Annotated in this window: 21 protein-coding genes and 1 pseudogene; 16 read left to right on the plus strand and 6 right to left on the minus strand. The window is 70.2% G+C overall.

All coding sequences use genetic code 11. The annotated features are described in order from the left end of the window. Positions 1 to 26: 26 nt before the first annotated feature. The gene (locus tag AOK15_RS33425; RefSeq protein ID WP_420877012.1) at positions 27 to 872 is read right to left on the minus strand and encodes an IclR family transcriptional regulator; all 846 of its coding nucleotides are present in this window, start codon (positions 870 to 872) and stop codon (positions 27 to 29) included. 65 nt (positions 873 to 937) lie between these two features. Here AOK15_RS33425 and AOK15_RS33430 point away from each other — a divergent pair, with 65 nt between their 5' ends. From AOK15_RS33430 to AOK15_RS33470, 9 genes are all read left to right on the plus strand, one after another. Beyond that, positions 938 to 2,650: an IlvD/Edd family dehydratase gene (locus AOK15_RS33430; RefSeq protein WP_055522071.1), complete on the plus strand. Its 1,713-nt coding sequence runs from the start codon at positions 938 to 940 to the stop codon at positions 2,648 to 2,650. A 137-nt stretch (positions 2,651 to 2,787) separates the two neighbouring features. Continuing rightward, complete coding sequence (locus AOK15_RS33435) at positions 2,788 to 4,455, plus strand: FAD-dependent oxidoreductase (protein ID WP_055522072.1); 1,668 nt, start codon at positions 2,788 to 2,790, stop codon at positions 4,453 to 4,455. 300 nt (positions 4,456 to 4,755) lie between these two features. Further along, complete coding sequence (locus AOK15_RS33440) at positions 4,756 to 5,913, plus strand: SchA/CurD-like domain-containing protein (protein WP_055522073.1); 1,158 nt, start codon at positions 4,756 to 4,758, stop codon at positions 5,911 to 5,913. A gap of 70 nt (positions 5,914 to 5,983) precedes the next feature. Next, on the plus strand, positions 5,984 to 6,436 hold the full coding sequence (locus tag AOK15_RS33445; RefSeq protein ID WP_391335606.1) for a cupin domain-containing protein: 453 nt from the start codon (positions 5,984 to 5,986) through the stop codon (positions 6,434 to 6,436). Beyond that, positions 6,433 to 7,698, plus strand: a complete 1,266-nt coding sequence (locus AOK15_RS33450; protein ID WP_055522074.1) for a beta-ketoacyl-[acyl-carrier-protein] synthase family protein — start codon at positions 6,433 to 6,435, stop codon at positions 7,696 to 7,698. The genes AOK15_RS33445 and AOK15_RS33450 overlap by 4 nt, the downstream gene beginning before the upstream one ends. Further along, positions 7,698 to 8,951 (plus strand): ketosynthase chain-length factor, encoded by a 1,254-nt coding sequence (locus AOK15_RS33455; protein WP_055522075.1) that lies wholly within the window; start codon positions 7,698 to 7,700, stop codon positions 8,949 to 8,951. Before AOK15_RS33450 ends, AOK15_RS33455 begins: the two co-directional genes overlap by 1 nt. A 41-nt stretch (positions 8,952 to 8,992) precedes the next feature. Continuing rightward, on the plus strand, positions 8,993 to 9,250 hold the full coding sequence (locus tag AOK15_RS33460) for an acyl carrier protein (RefSeq protein WP_055522076.1): 258 nt from the start codon (positions 8,993 to 8,995) through the stop codon (positions 9,248 to 9,250). A 1-nt stretch (position 9,251) separates the two neighbouring features. Continuing rightward, positions 9,252 to 9,731, plus strand: coding sequence for an SRPBCC family protein (locus AOK15_RS33465; protein WP_055522077.1), 480 nt, complete (start codon positions 9,252 to 9,254; stop codon positions 9,729 to 9,731). 19 nt (positions 9,732 to 9,750) lie between these two features. Beyond that, entirely contained in the window at positions 9,751 to 10,083 is a 333-nt protein-coding gene (locus AOK15_RS33470; RefSeq protein ID WP_055522078.1) for a TcmI family type II polyketide cyclase, read from the plus strand. A gap of 94 nt (positions 10,084 to 10,177) precedes the next feature. On the opposite strand, the gene AOK15_RS33475 is transcribed toward AOK15_RS33470, so the two are convergent. From AOK15_RS33475 to AOK15_RS47695, 3 genes are all read right to left on the minus strand, one after another. Beyond that, complete coding sequence (locus AOK15_RS33475) at positions 10,178 to 11,206, minus strand: methyltransferase (RefSeq protein ID WP_055522079.1); 1,029 nt, start codon at positions 11,204 to 11,206, stop codon at positions 10,178 to 10,180. 58 nt (positions 11,207 to 11,264) lie between these two features. After that, positions 11,265 to 12,323, minus strand: a complete 1,059-nt coding sequence (locus AOK15_RS33480) for a right-handed parallel beta-helix repeat-containing protein (RefSeq protein WP_055522080.1) — start codon at positions 12,321 to 12,323, stop codon at positions 11,265 to 11,267. Between the two features lie 91 nt (positions 12,324 to 12,414). Then, entirely contained in the window at positions 12,415 to 12,735 is a 321-nt protein-coding gene (locus AOK15_RS47695) for a hypothetical protein (RefSeq protein ID WP_240508717.1), read from the minus strand. A gap of 582 nt (positions 12,736 to 13,317) precedes the next feature. Between AOK15_RS47695 and AOK15_RS33490 the strand changes: the two genes are divergently transcribed. From AOK15_RS33490 to AOK15_RS33500, 3 genes are all read left to right on the plus strand, one after another. Next, complete coding sequence (locus AOK15_RS33490) at positions 13,318 to 14,976, plus strand: glycoside hydrolase family 27 protein (protein ID WP_107099569.1); 1,659 nt, start codon at positions 13,318 to 13,320, stop codon at positions 14,974 to 14,976. A 130-nt stretch (positions 14,977 to 15,106) separates the two neighbouring features. Then, positions 15,107 to 16,465: a glycoside hydrolase family 43 protein gene (locus AOK15_RS33495; RefSeq protein WP_240508718.1), complete on the plus strand. Its 1,359-nt coding sequence runs from the start codon at positions 15,107 to 15,109 to the stop codon at positions 16,463 to 16,465. A 178-nt stretch (positions 16,466 to 16,643) separates the two neighbouring features. After that, a complete protein-coding gene (locus AOK15_RS33500; protein WP_055522082.1) occupies positions 16,644 to 16,847 on the plus strand; it encodes a cold-shock protein in 204 nt (67 codons plus the stop codon). Positions 16,848 to 16,961: 114 nt separating this feature from the next. Here the strand turns inward: AOK15_RS33500 and AOK15_RS33505 are convergent, their stop codons facing one another. Next, positions 16,962 to 17,132: a DUF5670 family protein gene (locus AOK15_RS33505; protein WP_055522083.1), complete on the minus strand. Its 171-nt coding sequence runs from the start codon at positions 17,130 to 17,132 to the stop codon at positions 16,962 to 16,964. A 263-nt stretch (positions 17,133 to 17,395) separates the two neighbouring features. Here AOK15_RS33505 and AOK15_RS43005 point away from each other — a divergent pair, with 263 nt between their 5' ends. After that, positions 17,396 to 17,632 carry a hypothetical protein gene (locus AOK15_RS43005; RefSeq protein ID WP_157870440.1) on the plus strand — a complete coding sequence of 79 codons (237 nt, stop codon included), beginning with the start codon at positions 17,396 to 17,398 and terminating at the stop codon, positions 17,630 to 17,632. Positions 17,633 to 18,018: 386 nt separating this feature from the next. After that, entirely contained in the window at positions 18,019 to 18,960 is a 942-nt protein-coding gene (locus tag AOK15_RS33510) for a glycosyl hydrolase (RefSeq protein ID WP_157870441.1), read from the plus strand. Between the two features lie 249 nt (positions 18,961 to 19,209). Here the strand turns inward: AOK15_RS33510 and AOK15_RS33515 are convergent. Beyond that, positions 19,210 to 19,753 (minus strand): annotated as a pseudogene (locus tag AOK15_RS33515) (transposase); the annotation flags it as partial. 218 nt (positions 19,754 to 19,971) lie between these two features. Here AOK15_RS33515 and AOK15_RS33520 point away from each other — a divergent pair. Further along, a complete protein-coding gene (locus tag AOK15_RS33520) occupies positions 19,972 to 20,499 on the plus strand; it encodes a hypothetical protein (RefSeq protein ID WP_055522085.1) in 528 nt (175 codons plus the stop codon). A 126-nt stretch (positions 20,500 to 20,625) separates the two neighbouring features. Then, positions 20,626 to 21,051, plus strand: coding sequence for a DUF6003 family protein (locus AOK15_RS33525; RefSeq protein ID WP_055522086.1), 426 nt, complete (start codon positions 20,626 to 20,628; stop codon positions 21,049 to 21,051). The last annotated feature ends 429 nt before the right edge of the window (positions 21,052 to 21,480 follow it).

The raw sequence follows: 21,480 nt of genomic DNA on the forward strand, positions 1-21,480 counted from the left end.
GTCGGGCGGCGGGGGAGCGGGGTGGGTCAGGCGTGCGGCTCGGCGAGCGGACCGAGCAGCGCCCGTATCTCGTCGAGCGCGTCCACCAGGGTGGTCAGGGGTGTCCGATAGGCGAGGGCACTGATGCTCACCGCGCCGGACGGAGCCGTCGGCGAGGTGAGGAACACGGGCAGGGCGAGGCAGTGCACACCGGTCTCGTTCTCCTGGTCCTCGCAGGCATAGCCCTGGGCGGCCGCCGCCCCGAGCGCGGTGTGCAGGTCGGCCGCCGTGTACAGCGTCCGGGGCGTCCGGCGCTCCAACGGCACGTCACCGACCCACGCCCGGACCTCCTCACGGGTCGTCAACTCCCGGGCGAGCAGCACCTTTCCGACCGCCGTGGAGTGGGCGGGGTTGCGGCCGCCGATCGTCGACGTCAGCCGGACGGCCCCGGTGGGCGGGTCGACCTTCGCGCGGTACACGACCTCCCGGCCGTCCAGCACCGCGTAGTGCGCCGTCTCCCCGAACCGGTGCGCCAGCGCCTCCAGCACCGGCCGGACCCGGACGTGCTCGGGCCGCGCCTCGTGATGCGCGAACGCCATGCGCAGGAACTCGTCCCCGAGCACATAGCGGCTGTCGGCGTCCTGGTCGGCGAGCCCGGCCCGGCGCAGGGCGCCCAGCGCCCGGTGCACCGTCGGCTTGGGACTGCCGATCACCCGGGTCAGCTCGTCCAGACCCACCCCGTCGGGAAAACGTGCCAGCTCCTTCAGCACGGCCAGCACCCGGTCCGAGCCCACGAGACGGCCGCCCTCCGGGCCTGCCGCGCCGTCCCCGGTCGCGCCTTCCCTGTCCCCGGTCGCGCCGATTTGAGAGGGGTCTGTCGATTCGTCGTTCATCTGCGTATCCTGCATGGCGTTCCAGACTTTAGATCGTCGTACCGATTAATGGAAAGGGCTCGATCGTGAGGCTCCGCAGCGCTGAGTGGTACGAGGGACAGGACCGCAACTCCTACATCCACCGGGCCTGGATGCGCAGAGGAGTGCCGGACGACGCCTTCACCGGCCGGCCCCAGATCGCCATCGCCAACACCGCCTCCGACCTCACCCCCTGCAACGCCCACCTCGACGAGGTGGCCGCCTCGGTCCGCAACGGCGTCTACGAGGCGGGCGGCATCCCCCTGGACCTGCCCGTGGTGTCGCTGGGGGAGACGAACGTACGGCCCACCGCCATGCTGTGGCGCAACATGGCGGCCATGGCCACCGAGGAGATGCTGCGGGCCAACCCCATCGACGGCGTCGTCCTCCTCGGCGGCTGCGACAAGACCATCCCCTCCCTGCTCATGGCCGCCGCGTCGGTGGACCTGCCCGCGGTGGTGGTCCCAGGCGGCCCGATGCTCAACGGCACCTTCCGCGGCAGCCTGCTGGGCTGCGGCACCGGGGTGTGGCAGCTGTCGGAGGAGGTCCGCGCGGGCACGCTCTCCCAGGAGCAGTTCCTCCGCTCCGAGTCGGCGATGATCCGCAGCCGGGGCCACTGCAACACGATGGGCACGGCGTCGACGATGGCCCTGGTAGCCGAGGCACTGGGCACCGTGGTCCCCGGCGTGGCCGGCACCCCCGCCCCGGACAGCCGGCTGCTGAAGTCCGCGCACCACACCGGCCGGCTCGCGGTGGACATGGTCGCCGCCGACCGGCGACCCGGGACCTTCCTGACCAAGGGGTCCTTCCACAACGCGATCGTGGCCCTCGCCGCCGTCGGCGGCTCCACCAACGCGGTCGTCCACCTCCTCGCGATCGCGGGCCGGCTGGGCATCGACCTGACGCTCGACGACTTCGACCGCATCGGCTCCCGCGTCCCCGTCCTGGTGGACCTCCAGCCGGCGGGCCGCTTCCTGATGGAGGATCTCCACCGCGCAGGCGGCCTGCTCGCCGTGCTGCGCGAGGTCCGCGACCTGCTCGACCCCGACGCGCTGACCGTCACCGGCGAGCCGCTGGTGACCTACCTGGACGACGCTCAGATCTGGGACACCGAGGTCATCCGCACCCGCGCCGAACCGCTGGTCGCCGAGGGCGGCATCGCCGTCCTGCGCGGCAACCTCGCCCCCGACGGCGCCGTCGTCAAACCGGCCGCCGCCTCCCCGCACCTGCTCCGCCACCGCGGCCGGGCCGTCGTCTTCGACTCCATCGAGGACTTCCGGGCACGCATCGACGACCCCGACCTCGACGTGGACGCCGACTCCGTCCTCGTCCTGCGCGGCTGCGGCCCCAAGGGCTATCCGGGCATGCCCGAGGTCTCCAACATGCCGCTGCCGAGGAAACTCCTCGAACAGGGTGTCCGCGACATGGTCCGCGTCTGCGACGGCCGGATGAGCGGCACCGCCTACGGCACCGTCGTGCTCCACGTGGCCCCGGAGGCCGCGGCCGGCGGCCCCCTCGCCCTCGTCCGCACGGGGGACGTCATCGTCCTCGACGTGGAGGCCCGCCGTATCGAGGTCGACGTACCCGCCGACGAACTCGCCCGCCGCACCCCCGACAAGGCCACGGTCGACGGCTACGCCGCCCCCCGCCGCGGCTGGGAACGCCTCTACGTCGACCACGTCACGCAGGCCGACACCGGCGCCGACCTCGACTTCCTGACCGGCTCCAGCGGATCCGAGGTGAGCCGAGAGTCCCACTGACGACCCGCCTGCGCACCGCCCGACGCCGAGGGGCCCTAGCGGGTGAAGCGTGACGCGGCCTCCGTACCGCGGGGCATGCATGAACCGCACGGCCGCATGCGGCCGAATCGACGGCCACGCAGCACTGGAGGCGAGCGGTGAACCCAAGAGACGAGCAAACCGACCCCACGACCCCTCAGGTCCCGGTCCTCATCGTCGGCGGTTCCCTCGTCGGCCTGTCGACCTCGCTGTTCCTGGGCCGGCTGGGGGTCCGGCACATCCTGGTGGAGCGCCACGCCGGCACCTCCATCCACCCCCGCGGGCGGGGCAACAACGTCCGCACGATGGAACTGTTCCGGGCCGCCGGCGTCGAGTCGGACATCCGGGAGGCCGCCGCCACGCTGGCCGACAACCACGGCATCCTGCAGACACCCACCCTGGTCGGCGACGCGGGGGAGTGGCTGTTCAAGGAGATCGACGCGGGCGGCGGCCTCGCCCGGTTCAGCCCCAGCGCGTGGTGCCTGTGCAGCCAGAACGACCTGGAGCCGGTCCTGCTCGATCACGCGAGGAACCTCGGCGGCGACCTGCGCTACGCCACCGAGCTGATGTCGTTCACCGACGACCCCTCCGGTGTCACCGCCGTGGTCAAGAGCCGCGAGACGGGCGAGCACACCACCATCCGCGCGCAGTACCTCGTCGCCGCCGACGGCCCCCGCAGCCCCGTCCGAGAGCAGCTCGGCATCGAACAGAGCGGCCCCGGAGACCTCTTCCACAACGTCAGCATCACGTTCCGCTCCCGCCGGCTCGCCGACGTCGTCGGTGACCGGCGATTCATCGTCTGCTACCTGACCAGCCCGGACGCCGACGGCGCGCTGCTGCCCGTGGACAACCGGGAGAACTGGGTGTTCCACGCCCCCTGGCACCCCGAACACGGCGAAACCCTGGAGGAGTTCACCGACGAGCGGTGCGTCGCGCACATCCGCCGCGCGATCGGCGTCGCCGACCTCGACGTGGAGATCACCGGCAGGGCTCCCTGGCACGCCGCCCAGCGGGTCGCCCGCCGCTACCGGTCCGGCCATGTCTTCCTGGCCGGTGACTCGGCCCACGAGATGTCCCCCACCGGGGCGTTCGGCTCCAACACCGGCATCCAGGACGCCCACAACCTGGCGTGGAAGCTGGCCGCGGTGCTCGACGGCTGGGCCGGGGACGGGCTGCTCGACACGTACGACGTGGAGCGCCGCCCGGTGGCGGAGGCGACCAGCGCCCGCGCCGCCGCACGGTCGGTCGAGCACAGCCATCCCGGTTTCGCCCCGCCCCCCGGCGCGCAGGGCGGCGGCCCCCAGCGCGGCATCCTCAACGTGGCCCTCGGCTACCGCTATCCGCAGGGCGCCGTCGTCGGCGCCGACCCCGCCACGCCGGCTGTACCGGAACGCCTCGACCTGTCCGGGGAACCCGGCAGCAGGGCACCCCACGTACCGGTACTCCACCAGGGCGAACAGATCTCCACCCTCGACCTCTACGAGCGGTCGTTCGTCCTGCTCAGCGAAGCCGACGCCGAAGCCGACGCCTCGAACGGATGGCACGAGGCCGCCGTCCGACTCGCCGCGTCGACGTCCGTCCCCCTGACGTCGTACCGGCTGGGCGACGGACCCGACGCCGACCTGACACCCGTCGGCGAGGCGAACTGGGCGGCCGCCCACGGCACGACACCCTCGGGCGCCGTCCTCGTCCGGCCCGACGGGTTCGTGGCGTGGCGATCCCCGGAGCGGGTCCCGGACCCCGAGACGACCCTGCGCCAGGCCCTGGACACCGTCCTGGCCCTCTGACCACCCGCAGACGACGCCGCACACCCCGGGGAGGCCGACCGGCCGCCCCCTGACGGTACGCCGGAAACGACAGCCGCTGTCGCCGTCACGCCCTCGTCGCGTGACGGCCACAGCGGCTTTCCCATGGGCGCGGACGGCCACCCACCGCCGCCCACCGCCGCCCGTGGGGCCCCGCCTGTCGCGTCGAGCGGATGGCGGTCACCTGGGCAGAGCACACGAGTCGCGCGCTTCCCGAGCCGGGCACAGGATCGAGAAACCGACATTCGTCCGCCTCCGCCCCATGAAGGAGAAGTGCGCAGGATGACCACCACATCTGATCGCCTTTCGGAACCGCCGGCGTCACCGGCATCGCAGCGCGTCTCCCAGTCCGTGTTCGACGGCTCCCGGCTTCGGGTCGTCCTGCTGGTCGACGTCCACGACGGCGCCCAGCAGCAGTTCCTGGAGGCGTACGAGGGCCTGTGCAACCAGGTCGCATCCGTCCCCGGACATGTCAGCGACCAGCTGTGCCAGTCCATCGAGAACCCCTCCCAATGGCTCATCACGAGCGAGTGGGAGAGCGCCCCGCCCTTCCTCACCTGGGTCAACAGCGAGGAACACGTACGGATGGTGGAGCCGCTGCACAGCTGCGTCCGCGACACCCGTTCCCTGCGCTTCCACATCGTCCGGGAGACCGGCGGCCCGGCGGCCGAGGCCGCGTCCGGGCAGCGTCGCCTCCAGACGTCCCCCCGCATCGGTGACGGCGTGATCCGGCACGCGCTCACCTTCACCGTCAAGCCGGGCAGCGAGGACGTCGTCGCCAAGATCCTCGCCGACTACGACCCGCCGGAGGCGCGGGTCGACGCCACCACCTCGCTCTGCCGCACCTCCCTGTTCATGCACGGCAACCGGGTCGTGCGGGCCATCGAGGTCCGGGGCGACCTGCTCGCCGCGCTGCGGCACGTCGCCCGGCAGCCCGAGGTGCGGGCCGTCGAGGAGGCCATCAACCCGTATCTGGAGCAGGACCGGGACCTCGACGACCCGGAGTCCGCCCGCCTCTTCTTCACCCGCGCGGCCCTGCCCGCCGTGCACCATGTGACGGCGGGCCAGGAGAGCGGGAACGCCGAACGGCGCGCCTACTACTACCCCGCCCGCGAGGGCCGCGGCATGCGGCTGGCGGAACTGCTCGCCCGGCAGGACGCGGCTGCCGCGGACGACGCGCACGGACCGGTGCTGCGCAGCACGATCTTCCACCGCGACGACGTCGTGGTGCGGCTGGTCGACGTCCGCGCCGGCGCCGACACCGCTTCCGGTGCCGTGTTCGGACTCCCGGAGCGCGGACAGGCGGCCGAACTGACGGCGCTGCTCGACGAGGGAGCCCTCGGCGCGAACGGTTCCGCACCCGAAGAGGGCGCCCACGCCTCCCTGGTGACGGCCGCCCACATGCGCCTGGTGACCGACCGCCGCGCGCCCGGCGCCTGACCGCCGTCCCCTTCCCGGGCCGTGACAGCCACTCCCTCGTCTTTCCACAGCACCAGTTCGGAGGAACGCCGTGACGAACAGCCATCCCGCGATCGTGGATCTCAGTGAGATCGAGCCCAACACCAGGCGCGGTGGCGATCTACGCGCCATGCTCACCCCCACCACGGTCGGCTCCACCAGCGGTTTCATGGGCGTGGCCATCGTGCAGCCCGGCGACCGCATCGCCGAGCACTACCACCCGTACTCCGAGGAGTTCGTCTACGTCGTCTGCGGGCAGCTGGAGGTCGACCTGGACGGTGAACCCCATCCGCTGCTGCCCGAGCAGGGGCTGATGATCCCCGCCCATGTACGGCACCGCTTCCGCAACGTCGGCAACGTGGAGGCCCGCCTGGTCTTCCACCTCGGCCCGCTGGCCCCCAGCCCGCCGCTCGGCCACGTCGACACCGAGGAGACCGACGCCGCGCCGGTCGCGGCCCACGAAGGCGGGCACCGCATCGCCGAACGAAGTCGAGTCGGCTCATGACCAGGCGCGTCGCGGTCACCGGCATCGGCGTCGTCGCCCCCGGCGGGATCGGCATACCGGCGTTCTGGGATCTCCTCGCGAACGGCCGCACGGCGACGCGGGGCATCACCTTCTTCGACCCCTCCGGGCTGCGTTCACGGATCGCCGCCGAGTGCGACTTCGACCCGTCGGCCCACGGGCTGGCCGCGGAGGACGTCGCGCGCTGCGATCGGTACATCCAGTTCGCGCTGGCCGCGGGGGAGGAGGCGGTACGCGACTCCGGCCTCGACCTCGCCGCCGAGAACCCCTGGCGCGTCGGCGTCTCCCTGGGCACCGCCGTCGGCGGGACCACCCGGCTGGAGCACGACTACGTGCTGGTCAGCCATGGCGGCCAGCGCTGGGACGTGGACCACCGGGAGGCCGGTCCGCATCTGCACCGGGCGTTCTCGCCCAGCACCCTCGCCTCGACGGTGGCGGAGCGGTTCGAGGCACGCGGGCCGGTGCAGACCGTCTCCACCGGCTGCACCTCCGGGCTCGACGCCGTCGGGTACGCCTTCCACACGATCGAGGAGGGCAGGGCCGACGTGTGCATAGCGGGCGCCTCCGACTCCCCGATCTCCCCCATCACCATGGCCTGCTTCGACGCGATCAAGGCGACCTCCCCGAACAACGACGACCCCGCCCACGCCTCCCGGCCCTTCGACGCCGACCGCAACGGGTTCGTCATGGGCGAGGGCGGAGCGGTACTCGTCCTGGAGGAGCTGGAACACGCCCGGGCGCGCGGCGCGCACGTGTACTGCGAGCTCGGCGGTTACGCCACCTTCGGCAACGCGTACCACATGACCGGTCTGACCACCGAGGGACTGGAGATGGCCCGCGCCATCGAGGACGCCCTCGACCACGCCCGGCTCGACGGCACGGCCATCGACTACGTCAACGCCCACGGGTCGGGAACCCAGCAGAACGACCGGCACGAGACGGCCGCGGTCAAACGCGTCCTGGGCGCCCACGCCTACGACACGCCGATGAGCTCCATCAAGTCCATGGTGGGTCACTCCCTCGGCGCGATCGGGGCGATCGAGGTCGTCGCCTGTGTGCTGGCCCTGGCCCACCAGGTCGTCCCGCCCACCGCGAACTACGAGACCCCGGACCCCGAGTGCGACCTGGACTACGTCCCGCGCGTGGCCCGGGAACGGCGGCTGAACAGCGTCCTCTCCGTGGGCAGCGGCTTCGGCGGCTTCCAGTCCGCGGTGGTCCTCACCCGGCCGAAGGGAAAGACGTGATGAGCGAACCGCACACCCGGCGCGCCGTCGTCACCGGGATCGGCGTGGTGGCGCCCAACGGAACCAGCACCGAGACCTTCTGGAAGGCCACCAGGGAAGGCATCAGCGTGCTGGACCGGGTCACCCGCGAGGGGTGCGAGCATCTGCCCCTGCGTGTGGCCGGTGAGATCCGGGACTTCGATCCGCCCTCGGCGGTCGAGGAGCGCTACCTCGTCCAGACCGACCGCTTCACCCACTTCGCCATGGCGGCGGCCGACCTGGCGATCGAGGAGGCCGGCCTCAACCGGTCCGACACCGACGCCTCGCCGTTCTCCGTGGGCGTGGTCACCGCGGCCGGTTCCGGCGGCGGCGAGTTCGGCCAGCGGGAACTGCAGCAGCTGTGGGACAAGGGCAGCCGCTACGTGGGCCCGTACCAGTCCATCGCCTGGTTCTACGCCGCGAGCACCGGCCAGATCTCCATCCGCCGGGGCTTCAAGGGCCCCTGTGGAGTGGTCGCCGCCGACGAGGCCGGCGGTCTGGACGCGCTGGCGCACGCGGCGCGGGCCGTACGACGCGGCACGGACGTCCTGGTGGCCGGGGCGACCGAGGCGCCGCTGGCCCCCTACTCGATGGTCTGCCAGCTCGGCTACGAGGAGCTGAGCACGGAGGACGTCCCCGAGTGCGCCTACCGCCCGTTCACCTCGGCGGCCTGCGGGTTCGTGCCCGCCGAGGGCGGCGCGATGCTCGTCGTCGAGGCCGACACCTCAGCCCGGGAACGGGGGGTGCCCGCACGGGCGACGCTGGCGGGACACGCGGCCACGTTCACCGGTGCCTCCCGCTGGCAGCAGTCCCGCGAGGGACTCGCGCAGGCCATCCGGGGCGCCCTGGAGGAGGCCGCCTGCGCGCCCGAGGAGATCGACGTGGTCTTCGCCGACGCCCTCGGAGTACCGGAGGCGGACCGTGCCGAGGCCCTGGCGATCGCGGACGCGCTGGGCGCCCACGGCCGGCGGGTCCCGGTGACGGCACCGAAGACCGCGATCGGCCGGGGCTACTGCGCGGCCCCCGTCCTGGACGTCGCCGCGGCGGTGCTCGCGATGGAGCACGGCGTGATCCCACCCACCCCCAACGTCCACGACGTCTGCCACGACCTCGACCTCGTGACGACACACGCCCGCGCCACCGAACTGCGCACGGCGCTGGTCCTCAGCCGGGGACTCATGGGGTCGAACTCGGCGCTGGTGCTGAGGCTCGGCGCCACCGACGCCTCCCAGTGAGGCCTCGTCAGCACACATCACGGAGCAAGGAGAGAGACCGCATGAGTGAGAACATCACCGCGGAAGAGCTGGCCGAGCTGATGAAGAAGGCCGCCGGCATCACCGTGGCCCCCGAGGAACTCCGGGAGCGTTCCGACGACAGCTTCGACACCTTCGGCATCGACTCGCTCGGACTGCTCGGCATCGTGGGCGAGCTGGAGAAGCGCTACGGCACGCCGATGCCCCCGGACTCGGAGAAGAGCAAGAGCCCCCGACAGTTCCTCGACGCCGTCAACAGCGCACTTCCCGCGGGAGCCTGACATGGCCGGACACACGCAGAACGAGATCACCATCGGCGCACCGGTCGACCTGGTCTGGGACATGACCAACGACGTGGAGAACTGGCCGCAGTTGTTCAGCGAGTACGCCTCCGCCGACATCATCTCGCGGGAGGGGAACCGGACCACGTTCCGGCTGACCATGCACCCCGACGAGAACGGCACCGTGTGGACCTGGGTCTCGGAGCGGGAGACCGACCGCGACACCCTCAGCGTGCGGGCCCGCCGCATCGAGACCGGCCCCTTCGCCCACATGAACATCCTGTGGCAGTACGAGGAGGTCCCGGCCGGCACCCGCATGGTGTGGACGCAGGACTTCGAGATGAAGCCGGACGCACCGGTCGACGACGCCTGGATGACGGACAACATCAACCGGAACTCCAAGGTCCAGATGGCCCTGATCCGGGACCGTATCGAGCAGGCCGCCAAGGAACGCCGGCTCGTGCCGACGCTGTCCGACTGATCCGACGGAGGACAGCACGATGCACCAGTCTCTGATCGTCGCCCGGATGGCTCCGGGGTCGGCCCCCGACATCGCCGACGTGTTCGGGGAGTCGGACCGGGGGGAGCTGCCCCACCTGGTGGGGGTCGCCCGCCGCAGTCTCTTCCAGTTCGGTGATGTGTACCTGCACCTCATCGAGTCCGAGCGGGACCCCGGCCCCGCCATCGCCAAGGCGGCCGGGCACCCCCTGTTCCAGGACGTCAGCGAACGGCTGTCGGCGTACGTCACGGCGTACGACCCGGCGACCTGGCGTTCGCCGAAGGACGCGATGGCGCAATGCTTCTACCGCTGGGAGCGGGAGACCTCCTCCTGAACCGGCGGGATCGTGGCATGACGCCGGGTCGCCGGGCACACGACGCTCGTGTGCCCGGCGACCGGCTGCCTGAGGGCTCCGCCGGGGGAGGCGGTCACCCCGGGACGGTGCAGTCGAACGCGTGCAGGTAGGGGTTGACGGGGCGGATGTCGCCGATGACGAGGCCCGCGTCGGTGAGCCTGGCGACCATGCTCTCGGTGGTGTGCTTGGCCCCTCCGACGTTGAGGAGGAGCAGCAGGTCCATGGCGGTGCTGAACCGCATGGAGGGCGTGTCGTCGACGAGGTTCTCGATGACGATGACCCGTGTTCCCGGACCGCCCGCCTCGATGACGTTGCGCAGGGTCCGGCGGGTGCTCTCCTCGTCCCACTCCAGGATGTTCTTGATGATGTACACGTCGGCCCGCGCGGGGACGGCGACACGGCAGTCCCCGGGCACGATGCGCATCCGGTCCGCGAGCGCGCCGCCCGGCCGCAGCCGAGGGTCGGCGTTCTCCACGACGCGCGGCAGATCGAGCAGGACGCCGGTCAGCGACGGGTGCTTCTCCAGCAGGCTCGCCACCACGTGCCCCTGACCACCGCCGATGTCGGCGACGGACGAACTTCCCGACAGGTCCAGGAACTGCGCGACGTCCCGCGCGGACTGCGCGCTTGAGGTCGTCATGGCCCGGTTGAAGACATCGGCCGATTCCGGGGCGTCGTTGTTGAGGTAGTCGAAGAACTCCTTCCCGTACAGGCCCTCGACGACGTTCCGGCCGGAGCGCACCGCCTCGTCCAGCAGGGGCCAGGCGTCCCACGTCCACGGCTCGGTGCACCACAGCGCGATGTAGTGCAGGCTGTCCGGGGCGTCCTCGCGCAGCTGACGGGACATGTCGGTGTGGACGAAGGAGCCGTCCGGCTGCTCGGCGAAGATGCCGTAGCAGGTCAGCGCCCGCAACAGCCGCCGCAGCGGCTTCGGCTCCGCCTTCACCGCGGCGGCGAGGTCCGGCACGGCCATCGGTCCGTCACCGAGGGCGTCGGCTACCCCGAGCCGCGCTGCCGCACGGATGGCGGCGGCGCAGGCGGCCCCGAACACCAGCTCCCGGAGCCGCATGGCCGGCGGTGGTGCAGTCTGTGCGGTCGTCATGCGCCGCTTCCCTTCCTCGAGTTCATGAAAGTCCGCCCGTGGACGGCCGTGGCGCCGGTCAGCACAGCCCCGCGGGCCTGGACGCCCGGCAGGAGTTGCGTTCGAAGGTGTTGCCCTTGCCGGTGTCGGTGTTGATGAGGTCCGCGGGCGTGTTGCCCTCCACCCGGTTGTCGGCGATCCGGTTCCGCTCGCTGGGGGTACCCACGAAGCTCTTCCAGAGGACGATGCCGCCGGACAGGGGGGAGGAGCCGGCGTGGTCCATGACCCGGTTCCCCGTCACCAGGGTGTCCTCGGTGCCGGTCAGGACGATGCCGGAGCCCTGCAGCGCGTCGAGCCGCGCGGTCTTGGGGCAGGACTTGTTGTTCTGCGCGACGAGGTTGTCCCGTACGGTCAGGGCGCCGGCCCTCGGCTTGTTCTCGTCGCCGACGACGAACAGGCCCGCGCAGTTGCCGGTGAGGTGGTTGTCGGCGACGGTGAGGTTCCGCAGGCGCCGGACGGTGATGCCGATCCGGTTCTCCGACACGCGGTTGCGTACGACGACCGTTCCCCGTGTGTCCTGGGCGCCCTCCTCGGCCTTGATGGTGTTCGCGAGGAACAGGCCGGCGTCGCCGTTGCCGCGGGCGGTGTTCGCGCGGAGCACACTGCGCAGCGAACGCTCCAGGGCGATGCCCCAGACCCCGTTCTTCGTCGCGGTCACGTGGCGCACGGTCAGCCGGTTGGTCGATGTGGCGACCACGCCGCTGCCGGTGAAGCCGGTCACCGTGAGGGAGGCGAGGGTGACGCCGTCGACGCTGCGCTTCTTCGTACCGGTCACACAGATGCCGTTGCCGGCCTGGGCGCAGCTGTTGCCGGCCTTCTTCTTGGCCGGCTTGACGACGGCGCCGCGGTCCATACCGCGCAGGGTGATCCTCGGCGTGGTGATCGTGACGCTCTCGTGGTACGTGCCGGAGGCCAGGAGCACGGTGTCTCCCGGCCTCGCGGAGTCCACCGCCTTCTGGATCGACTTCCCGGGAAAGACCACGTGGATCCTGTGATGGGCGGCCACCGACGGGGCGGCCCCGAGCCCCGTGCCGATGACCGCTGCCGCACACGCGAGGGCGAAAGAGGTTTTCTTCATATTTAGCACGTTATTTCGCCGGTCCGGTGAACAGGCCGGATAGACCATCCGGTGGCGTGTCACCCGACGGCGAGGCCGATTCCGCGGCTGCCTACCGCGGCGGGCGGGGCTCCGCGGTCGTCGGCTTCCTCCGCTCGCCCTCCGGGGTGAGGGTGACGGACCGACGGAAAGGCCCGTCACCGAAGCGGACCGCGAGAAGAAGGGGTTGCTCGTGATCGGGCGGCCAGGTGTCGGCCCCGGCGGCGGCGCCGTTCCACAGGTGGAAGACCACCATCGGCTGACCCGGGTCTTCGCTGAGATAGCCCAGCGTCTTCCCGTACAGCGGATTGATGCCTCCGAACAGCACGGACGGGGCACCGAACTCCGCCGTCACGTCCGCCCAGGTGCGGTCCTCGGCGGCCCACCGCCGCACACCGCCGCACCCGGCTCCGGAGGACGTCGTGGTCCTCCTTCTCAAGGACCCGGTCGGGCTTGCGCCATCCCCGCCGCAGGGCGAACTCCGCGTGCACCGACGCCACATCGCAGTCGTGGCTCCGCCCGGGGAAGGCGTCACGGAAGGTCCCGGACGCGCCCGACGGCCGACCACGGGCCGGCCGCGTTCCTCCCCTTCCCGCCGCTGCTGAGCGAACGCGTCGGGTTGACGCTCGACGAACAGCAGGTGGTCGAGCAGGATCCGTCTCCCGTACGGTCCTGATCGATGCCGAGCGCACGATGCGATCCGTGCGTCGAAACATTCGGGATGCGGGGATGCCTGGCCGACGGGTTCGCTGCCCTCGTGTCTCCGATTGATGTGACCTTTTCTTGCATATCGGCGCGAGAGGGACGGGTTCACGTCCGGATGGTGTTGACATGTTCACGCGTCTCTCTAGGATCCGTCACACCCAAACTTTCCGAATCCGGTTCGAAATTTCGTATCCACCCTGAGTCGACATGTCATGCGCGTGACATGAAGGGTGGGTCAACCCCCACGGCGCTCTCCCCGAAAGGAGCCCCGGTGCCCACACGATCAGGCAGGCGACTGCTCCATGCCCTGGCCGCCGCCGCACTGACGGTCGCCGCATCAGTGACGGCCTCCGTCCACTCCGCCCCCGCCACCGCAGCCCCCGCCGCGCCGGGCAGCCCCGCGCTCACTCCACCCCTGGGGTGGAACAGTTGGAACAGCTTCGGGTGCGGTATCACCGAGGCACAGGTGCGTCAGGCCGCGGACGCGATGGTGTCCTCGGGGATGAAGGACGCGGGCTACCAGTACGTGGTGGTGGACGACTGCTGGTTCGACCCGCAGCGCGACGGAGCGGGCAACCTGCGGGCCAACCCGACCAAGTTCCCCAGTGGGATGAAGGCGCTCGGCGACTACATCCACAGCAAGGGACTGAAGTTCGGCATCTACCAGGTGCCGGGTGAACGCACATGCGCGCAGACCACCGGCGCCTATCCGGGGTCGACGGGCAGCAGGGGCCACGAGGCGCAGGACGCCGCCACGTTCGCCTCATGGGGCGTCGACTATCTGAAGTACGACTGGTGCTCCTCCAGCGGCACACGCGACGAGCAGGTCGCGCGGTTCAGTGTCATGCGTGACGCGCTGCGGGCCACCGGCCGACCGATCGTCTACAGCATCAACCCCAACAGCTTCCACGCGATCACCGGCTCCACGTACAACTGGGGTGAGGTGGCGGATCTGTGGCGGACGACGGAGGACCTGCTCGACATCTGGCAGAACAACAACACCAACAGCTACCCGATGGGTGTCGGCAACGTCCTGGACGTCACCGCACCCCTCGCCGCGCAGTCCGGTCCGGGCCACTGGAACGACCCGGACATGCTCGTCGTCGGGCGTCCCGGCCTGTCGCTGACCGAGTCGCGCTCCCACTTCGCCCTGTGGGCGCTGATGGCCGCCCCGCTGATGGCGGGCAACGACATCCGCACCATGTCCGCCGACGTCAGCGCGATCCTGCGCAACCCCCGCCTCCTCGCGGTCAACCAGGACCGGCTCGGCGCCGGCGGCCGCCGTGTCCGTGACGACGGCAACACCGAGGTGTTCGCCAAACCCCTCGCCGACGGCTCCGTGGCCGTGGGCCTGTTCAACCGGGGCGGCAGCGCCGCGACCGTCACCACCACCGCCGCCCAAGTCGGCCTGAACGGTGGGCCGTTCACCCTCACCGACCTGTGGACCGGCGCCACGTCCAGCACCACCGGCCAGGTCTCCGCGAGCGTGCCCGCCCACGGCGTCGCCGTGTTCCGGGTCAGCGGCGGCACCGCACTGGCCGCCACAACCGCCCGCCTGCGCGGCACCGGGTCCGGCCGCTGCCTGGACGTGGATCGCGCCTCCACGGCGGCCGGGACGGCGGCGTTGATCTGGGACTGCCACACCGCCGCCAACCAGCTGTGGACCACCTGGGCCGGCGGGGAGATCCGCGTCTTCGGCGACAAGTGCCTCGACGCCTACAACCAGGGCACCACCAACGGCACCCGCGTCATCATCTGGCCCTGCAACGGCCAGGACAACCAGAAGTGGACCGCACAGGCCGACGGATCGATCCGCAACGTCCGTTCCGGGCTGTGCCTCGACCTCAACGGGTCGGGCACCACCAACGGCACCGCGGCGGTCCTGTGGAGCTGCAACGGACAGTCCGGCCAGAAGTGGAGCCGCACATGAGGGACGTCGCGCACCGTCCGGCAGTTCCCGCGCCGACCGGGATCCCCCGGAGGCCGTGGTGATCTGCGCTCGGCGGTCACCCGCCCCCAGGACGGGGCTCACCCGGGCAGTCGCCTGGATCACGGGCCTCGTGCTGGCGTTCGCCCTCGTCCCCGCCGTGGTGCAGCCCTCGGCGGCCAGGGCCGACAACCCCCTCGTGCAGCACGTCTACACCGCCGACCCGGCCCCCCTGGTCCACGACGGACGGGTCTACCTCTACACCGGGCACGACGAGGACGGGTCCACCTACTTCACCATGAAGGACTGGCGGGTCTGGTCCTCGGCCGACATGGTCAACTGGACCGACCACGGTTCCCCGCTCAGCCTCGCCACCTTCAGCTGGGCGTCCGCCGACGCATGGGCGGGACAGGCCGTGCAGCGGGGCGGCCGGTTCTACTGGTACGTGCCGGTGAAGAACCGGGCGACCGGCCGGATGGCCATCGGCGTGGCCGTGGCGGACAGCCCCACCGGCCCGTTCCGGGACGCCCTCGGCCGTCCGCTGGTGGAGAACGGCGAGATCGACCCGAGCGTCTTCATCGACGACAACGGCCAGGCGTACCTCTACTGGGGCAACCCGAACTTGTGGTACGTCAAGCTGAACGCCGACATGACCTCCTACGCGGGCAGCCCCACCCGGATCCCGCTCACCACCGCCGGGTTCGGCACCCGCACCGGCGACCCCAACCGGCCCACCCTGTACGAGGAAGGCCCCTGGGTCTACAAGCGGAACGGGCTCTACTACCTGGTGTTCGCCGCCAAGTGCTGCTCGGAGTTCATCGCCTACTCCACGGCGCCCGGCCCGACCGGCCCCTGGACCTACCGGGGGACCGTCATGCCCACACAGGGCAGCAGCTTCACCAACCACCCGGGCATCGTCGACTTCAAGGGAAATTCGTACTTCTTCTACCACAACGGCGCGCTCCCCGGCGGGGGCGGCTACACCCGGTCGGTCGCGGTGGAGAGGTTCTCCTACAACGCCGACGGCACGATCCCGACGATCACCATGACGAACACCGGGGCCCCTCAGGCCGGCACGCTCAATCCGTATGTGCGCCAGGAGGCCGAGACGATCGCCTGGGGCTCCGGGATCGAGACCGAACCGGCCGCGGAAGGCGGCATGAACGTCGGCTGGATCGAGAACGGCGACCACCTCAAGGTCAAGGGCGTGGCCTTCGGGGCGGGCGCGTCCTCGTTCGCCGCACGGGTGGCCTCCGGCAGCAGCGGCGGCACCGTGGAACTGCGCCTGGGCTCCCCGAACGGCACGGTCGTCGGCCGGTGCGGTGTGCCGGGCACCGGAGGCTGGCAGACATGGACGACGGTCACCTGCCCGGTGAGCGGCGCCACCGGCACCCAGGACCTCTACCTGCGCTTCACCGGAGGGAGCGGCTATCTGCTCAACATCAACTGGTGGCAGTTCACGGCAGGTACGGCCCTGACCGCACCGCGTTAGCCCGCACCGGCGACACCCGGGACTCCGCGCGCGCGAACTTCGGCGAGGAACCGCTGTGTCGTCGGTCGGGTGAGCCGGGTGTAACGGGGTAGAACAGCTGTGGCTCGTGCGAGTGCACCGGGCCGGAGCATGCCCGGATGAAGGGCTGTTCCCGGGCATGAACGAAGGATCGAACAGTATGGCTAGCGGCACCGTCAAGTGGTTCAACTCGGAGAAGGGCTTCGGTTTCATCGAGCAGGACGGCGGGGGCCCCGACGTCTTCGCCCACTACTCCGAGATCAAGGGCTCCGGCTACCGCGAGCTCACCGAGGGCGAGCACGTCACCTTCGACATCGGCCAGGGCCAGAAGGGCCCCCAGGCCCAGAACATCGTCCGGGGCTGACCGGACCCAGGAGCGCGGAGCGAGGCGGCTGCCGACCCGCAGCCGCCCCGCTCCCCGCCCGGCCGCCGCTCCGTGCGGCGGCCTCACCTGTGCGTGGTCGGTGCGTGGCGCCGCCTACCAGCGGTACCAGCGGCCCCGCTGACCACTGGGGCCCGTGGAGCGGGCGACGAAGCCGAGAAGCCAGAGCACCAGCACGATGACGGCGATCCACCACAGGGCCTTCAGAGCGAAACCGGCGCCGAAAAGGATCAGAGCCAGCAGCAGAACGAGCAACAAAGGAACCATTTCTTTCCACCTCCGCACCGCCGTTTGCCCGGCCGTCGCCACTCCACACCCACAAGACCTGCACGTTTTTTGTCCTCGGACGGGGGCACTCTGACGGGCTGCCCGAGCACGGGCGGGATCGGCCGTGTCGCCAGCCTCGATGTTTCATGACGGTCCGCCGACGGAGTCGGTGGGCCGTTTTCGCGTGCTGGGCTGATGGTGGGCAGGGCGGGCAGCCCGAGTGTCGTCTCGGGTGGGCGCCGGGTTCCCCTGCTCCGGGTCAGGTGGTGCTGTCGACGGGGTGCACCTACCATTTAGGTTCTTTTCCGGCGAATCGGATTGGCCTCGGTGGGCCCGCCCGGACGAACACCGGCCGCGTCAGCGTCGGCATCGATCACGACACCGCGGCCTGGAAACTCGAACTGGCCCAGTTCGCCGCCGAAACGGCACTGATGATCACCGTGCGTCCCCTGCCGCGCGGGTCTTCGAAGTGGAACAAAGGGGTCCATGCTCGCCGGTGATGTGAGATGCGCCATGACGCGTCCGGCTCCAACGATGCCGGGTAGCAGTGAGTTCCCCGTAACCTATCGGAGCAATTTACTCGCAACGAACATATCGCCCATGCTGCGAAAATGATGCCTGGGCTGCCGGGAGTTTTTGCTCTCCTCGCCGACGGCACACGTTTTCTGACGGTGCCGCAGATGCTACGGGGACCTGCCGGCGCCGGGGCAGCATGCCGACGAGGCCATAGCAAGGCCCTTTTTTTCTACGAATTTGCGTAGTAGTGATCTCTCATTGCCTCCCTAACCGGACCTTCTGAGAATGACGGGGCCACTGAGCCCAGGGCTCAGATGCAACCTCGGTGCCGAATTCCTGGCCCTGCATCTGCCGGTCAAGAAGGATGAGAATGAAACGAAAGCTGGCGACGATACTGGCCATGGCGGCAGTTATCCTCACATCCATGACCATGCCGTCAGAGGGTGTCACCACCTCGTCCCGCCTGGGTGTGTACGTCGGCCCAGGGAAAACCGCTCAGGTGAACAACTTCCAGACGTGGCTCGGCCGGGCACAGGTGGATGCGACCGACTACTTGGACCCGTCCGAGAACACCCTGTGGAATCAATACGCAACCAAGTACTGGGGTGACTGGAAGAAGGCCACGACCGACCGAAAGTTCGTGCTCGGGCTGCCGCTGCTACCCAAGGGCGGTAACTTCGCGGCGGGGCTCGGCGGTAAGTACGACAGCCAGTTCCGAGACCTTGCCGACCTGATGATCAAAAACGGCTTGGGCAACTCCGTCATTCGCCTCGGGTACGAGGGGAACAACAAGAACATCGGCGCATGGCAAGGAACTGACGACCCGGCAGCCTATCGGTCGATGTTCCGGCGGGTGGTCACCCTGATGCGTGGTCGCACCGGGGCGGCTTTCCAGTTCGACTACAACATGGCTGTCGGCCCTTCGGGCAAGGTCACGTCATTCGAGACGCTGTACCCCGGCGACAGCTACGTCGACATAGTGGGTTTGAACATCTACGACGTGTGGTGGCAGCACCCGGGCGCTACGCCTGCCCAGCGATGGAACCACACTCTCACCACCACCATGGGGGTGAATGCGTTCAAGGCATTTGCCGCCGCGCACAACAAGCCGAAGTCGTATCCGGAATGGGGCCTGTACCGGAAGGGCGACAACTATGCGGGGGGAGGCGACTCGCCCTACTTCATCGACCGGATGGCCGAGTTGGTCCAGGACTCGCAGTATCAGGCGTACTTCGACCTCGACTGGGGCGGCGGGACGCTTGACGAATTCCCGAACGGCAAGGCGCAGTACAAGCTCCGCTTCGGCGGCTGAAGGTTTCCCCCTCAGCGCTGGACCCCGATTTCGTTGGGAATATGTCTTGGTAGCGGGGTAGTTGATGGTGCTCGGGAGCGGGCGCTGGGCGATGGTGTTATGGGCACGGCCAAGCCGTGATCAGGATGAACAGGTAGTGGTACGTCGGCTGTCACGGGCCCGCAGGGCGCAACAAGATGTGGTGATGCGGGCCCGCTTGGCTGATGGTGGGCAGGGCGGCAGCCCGAGTGTCGCCTCGGGTGGGTGCCTGACGAGTTGTCCGGCCGCGGCAACCAGGCGAAGCCGCAGGCGGCGCGGTTCCCAGAGGGGCCTCGCCGGTCAACGCGAGCATCGGCATCCAGGCGAGCAGGTCGAGTGCGACCTGGACGATCTCCAGCCAGACCTTGTTCTGTGAGGTGTGGTGCAGGGGGAGTTGCGCAGACCGGTGGACCGGGCGGCCCGGATCCGGTCCTCCGCCCGGGCCCGCAGCGGTGACGGAGCTCAAGCTCGGCAATCGGCCGGTCGGTGGTGTCGGTGGCGAAGCACGTGATCCGCATGCCGTCCGCGTCTGTGATCCTCAACTGGGCGCCGGGATGAGGGCGTTCTTTGCGTGCCGGACGATCAGCCGCATGCCGCTGGGCCAGCCGTCGAGCAGCTTGCCCGTCAGTTCGGCGACCCAGGCCCCGTCGCGCATCTGGCCGTCGGCCTCGACGGCCGGCGTCCAGGCCGCGCCCGGGATCTTGAGGACATGCTGGTGGATCGCCTCGGTGATCACCATGCCGACCGAGTAGGACAGCCATCGGCCTCGCTTCGCACGCGACGCTAGTGCTGTGACCGCAAAGGTTCACCGGCTCGCGACGCCCGGCACGGCACCTCGCGGCGTTGTCGCATGACCCGAGTACATCCAGGACGCGGGTCATGCTCCGCCTTGCGAGGCTCCCCCACTGCCTGAACGGCGTGGGAGGTGCCCCCAGCACCGGACGCCGCGAGCTTTCCGGCAAACCTTTCCGGTCACAGCACTAGCCTGTGCGCGTGACGCTTGCTGATGATCGACAGTTCCCCGCCGCGCTCGCCGCCGCGCTGGCCGTGCCGTTCGACTACGAGGGCGGTGACGGAGTCGACTTCGAGCCCTTCGAGGAGTTCCTGTCCGCCGAGGACACCGCCGAATGGTTCCGGGCGTGGACCGGGAACGACGAACTCGACGCTGCCGAATTCCGCGTCTTCGGTCAGGACGGCACGGGAGGGTACGCGGCGTTCTGGCTCGTCCGCCCGAGCCGGCCACTCACCGACCAGCCCGTCGTCTTCCTGGGGTCCGAGGGCGAGACGGGAGTCGTGGCGCGCGACCTGGGCGACCTGCTGTGGCTCCTGGCCGACGGCTTCGGCCCCTGGGAGGCCGCCACCTCCTACGAACCTGACTGGATCGCACACCCGAACCCCGGCCTGACGGCCGTCGCCGAGCGCTTCGCACCGGGCCCGCGGAAGTCGGCCGCCGCCGTGGTCGAACTGGCCACCCAGGAGTTCCCCGAGTTCGACGACACCATCATGAAACTCTGCCGCTGAGTCTCCTCCGGGCCCCGCGGCACATCCTCGGCCCGGGACCTGGAACACCCGGATCTAATTCCGGATCGACGGGGTAATGGGACGTCATCCGATCGCCGTCTCACACCGATGTGAAGGAGAACGAGGATGACCGACGACGCCTACCTGTTCCTGCTGGACGACGTGTCCTCGTCGCTGGGAGTGGCCCCCGCCGCCGTCGGTGATCTCGCCTGCATGGAAACCCCCGCCGTACGCGGATGGCTGGACGCCCACGGGATCTCGCGCACCTCACCGCACCTACGGCTGCTGCCGCCGGAGGAGACCGCGGCGATCCCCGAGGGAGCGGAACGGCTGCCCGTCCCGCTGAGCGACGAGGAGACGAGCCGGCTCCGCCACGAGTTGGTACCGGAGCCGCTCGCGCGGATCGAGGAGGAACTGCGCGCCTACCGGGACTGCGCGGACGGCAGGGACGGCCTGATCGGGCGCGCACTGGCCTCCGGCGTGCCGCCGCACCGGATCGCCGAACTGACCGGGGTGGACCCCGCGACGGTGACCGCCGCGGCGGACGGCTGATCGCGTTCGATCGGAGCCACTTCCGGCCGCTGTGCGGTCACCGGGGCAGGGCAGTCACCGTACGCGGTGGACGCCCTGCCCCTATTGCTGCCAACTCGCCCCAGACATGGGATGGATGGGGTTCCAGCCGGGGTTGGCGTGGCTATTGACAGTCTCAGTGGTGTGTGGAATCACTATCGACATGGGATGCCTGAGGGGTCCCAGTGGATGATCTCGGGGCGTCAAGGCCTTGCCGACCCTGCTGGCCCTGCCGGGTGATCCTCCGGCGTTCCGGTCTGTGGACATGCCCGGCCGACGCCCGCCCCAGCACCGACCGGCAGTGGTCGCTCGACGGCATCGGTGACCACGGCTGTCAGATCGTCGACCGGCAACGCGTGGACCGTCACCGCCGTCTGGACACCGGCCCCCTCCAACGGCACCCCCGTTCCA

Source organism: Streptomyces ossamyceticus (assembly GCF_001418475.1).
GTDB lineage: Bacteria > Actinomycetota > Actinomycetes > Streptomycetales > Streptomycetaceae > Streptomyces > Streptomyces ossamyceticus.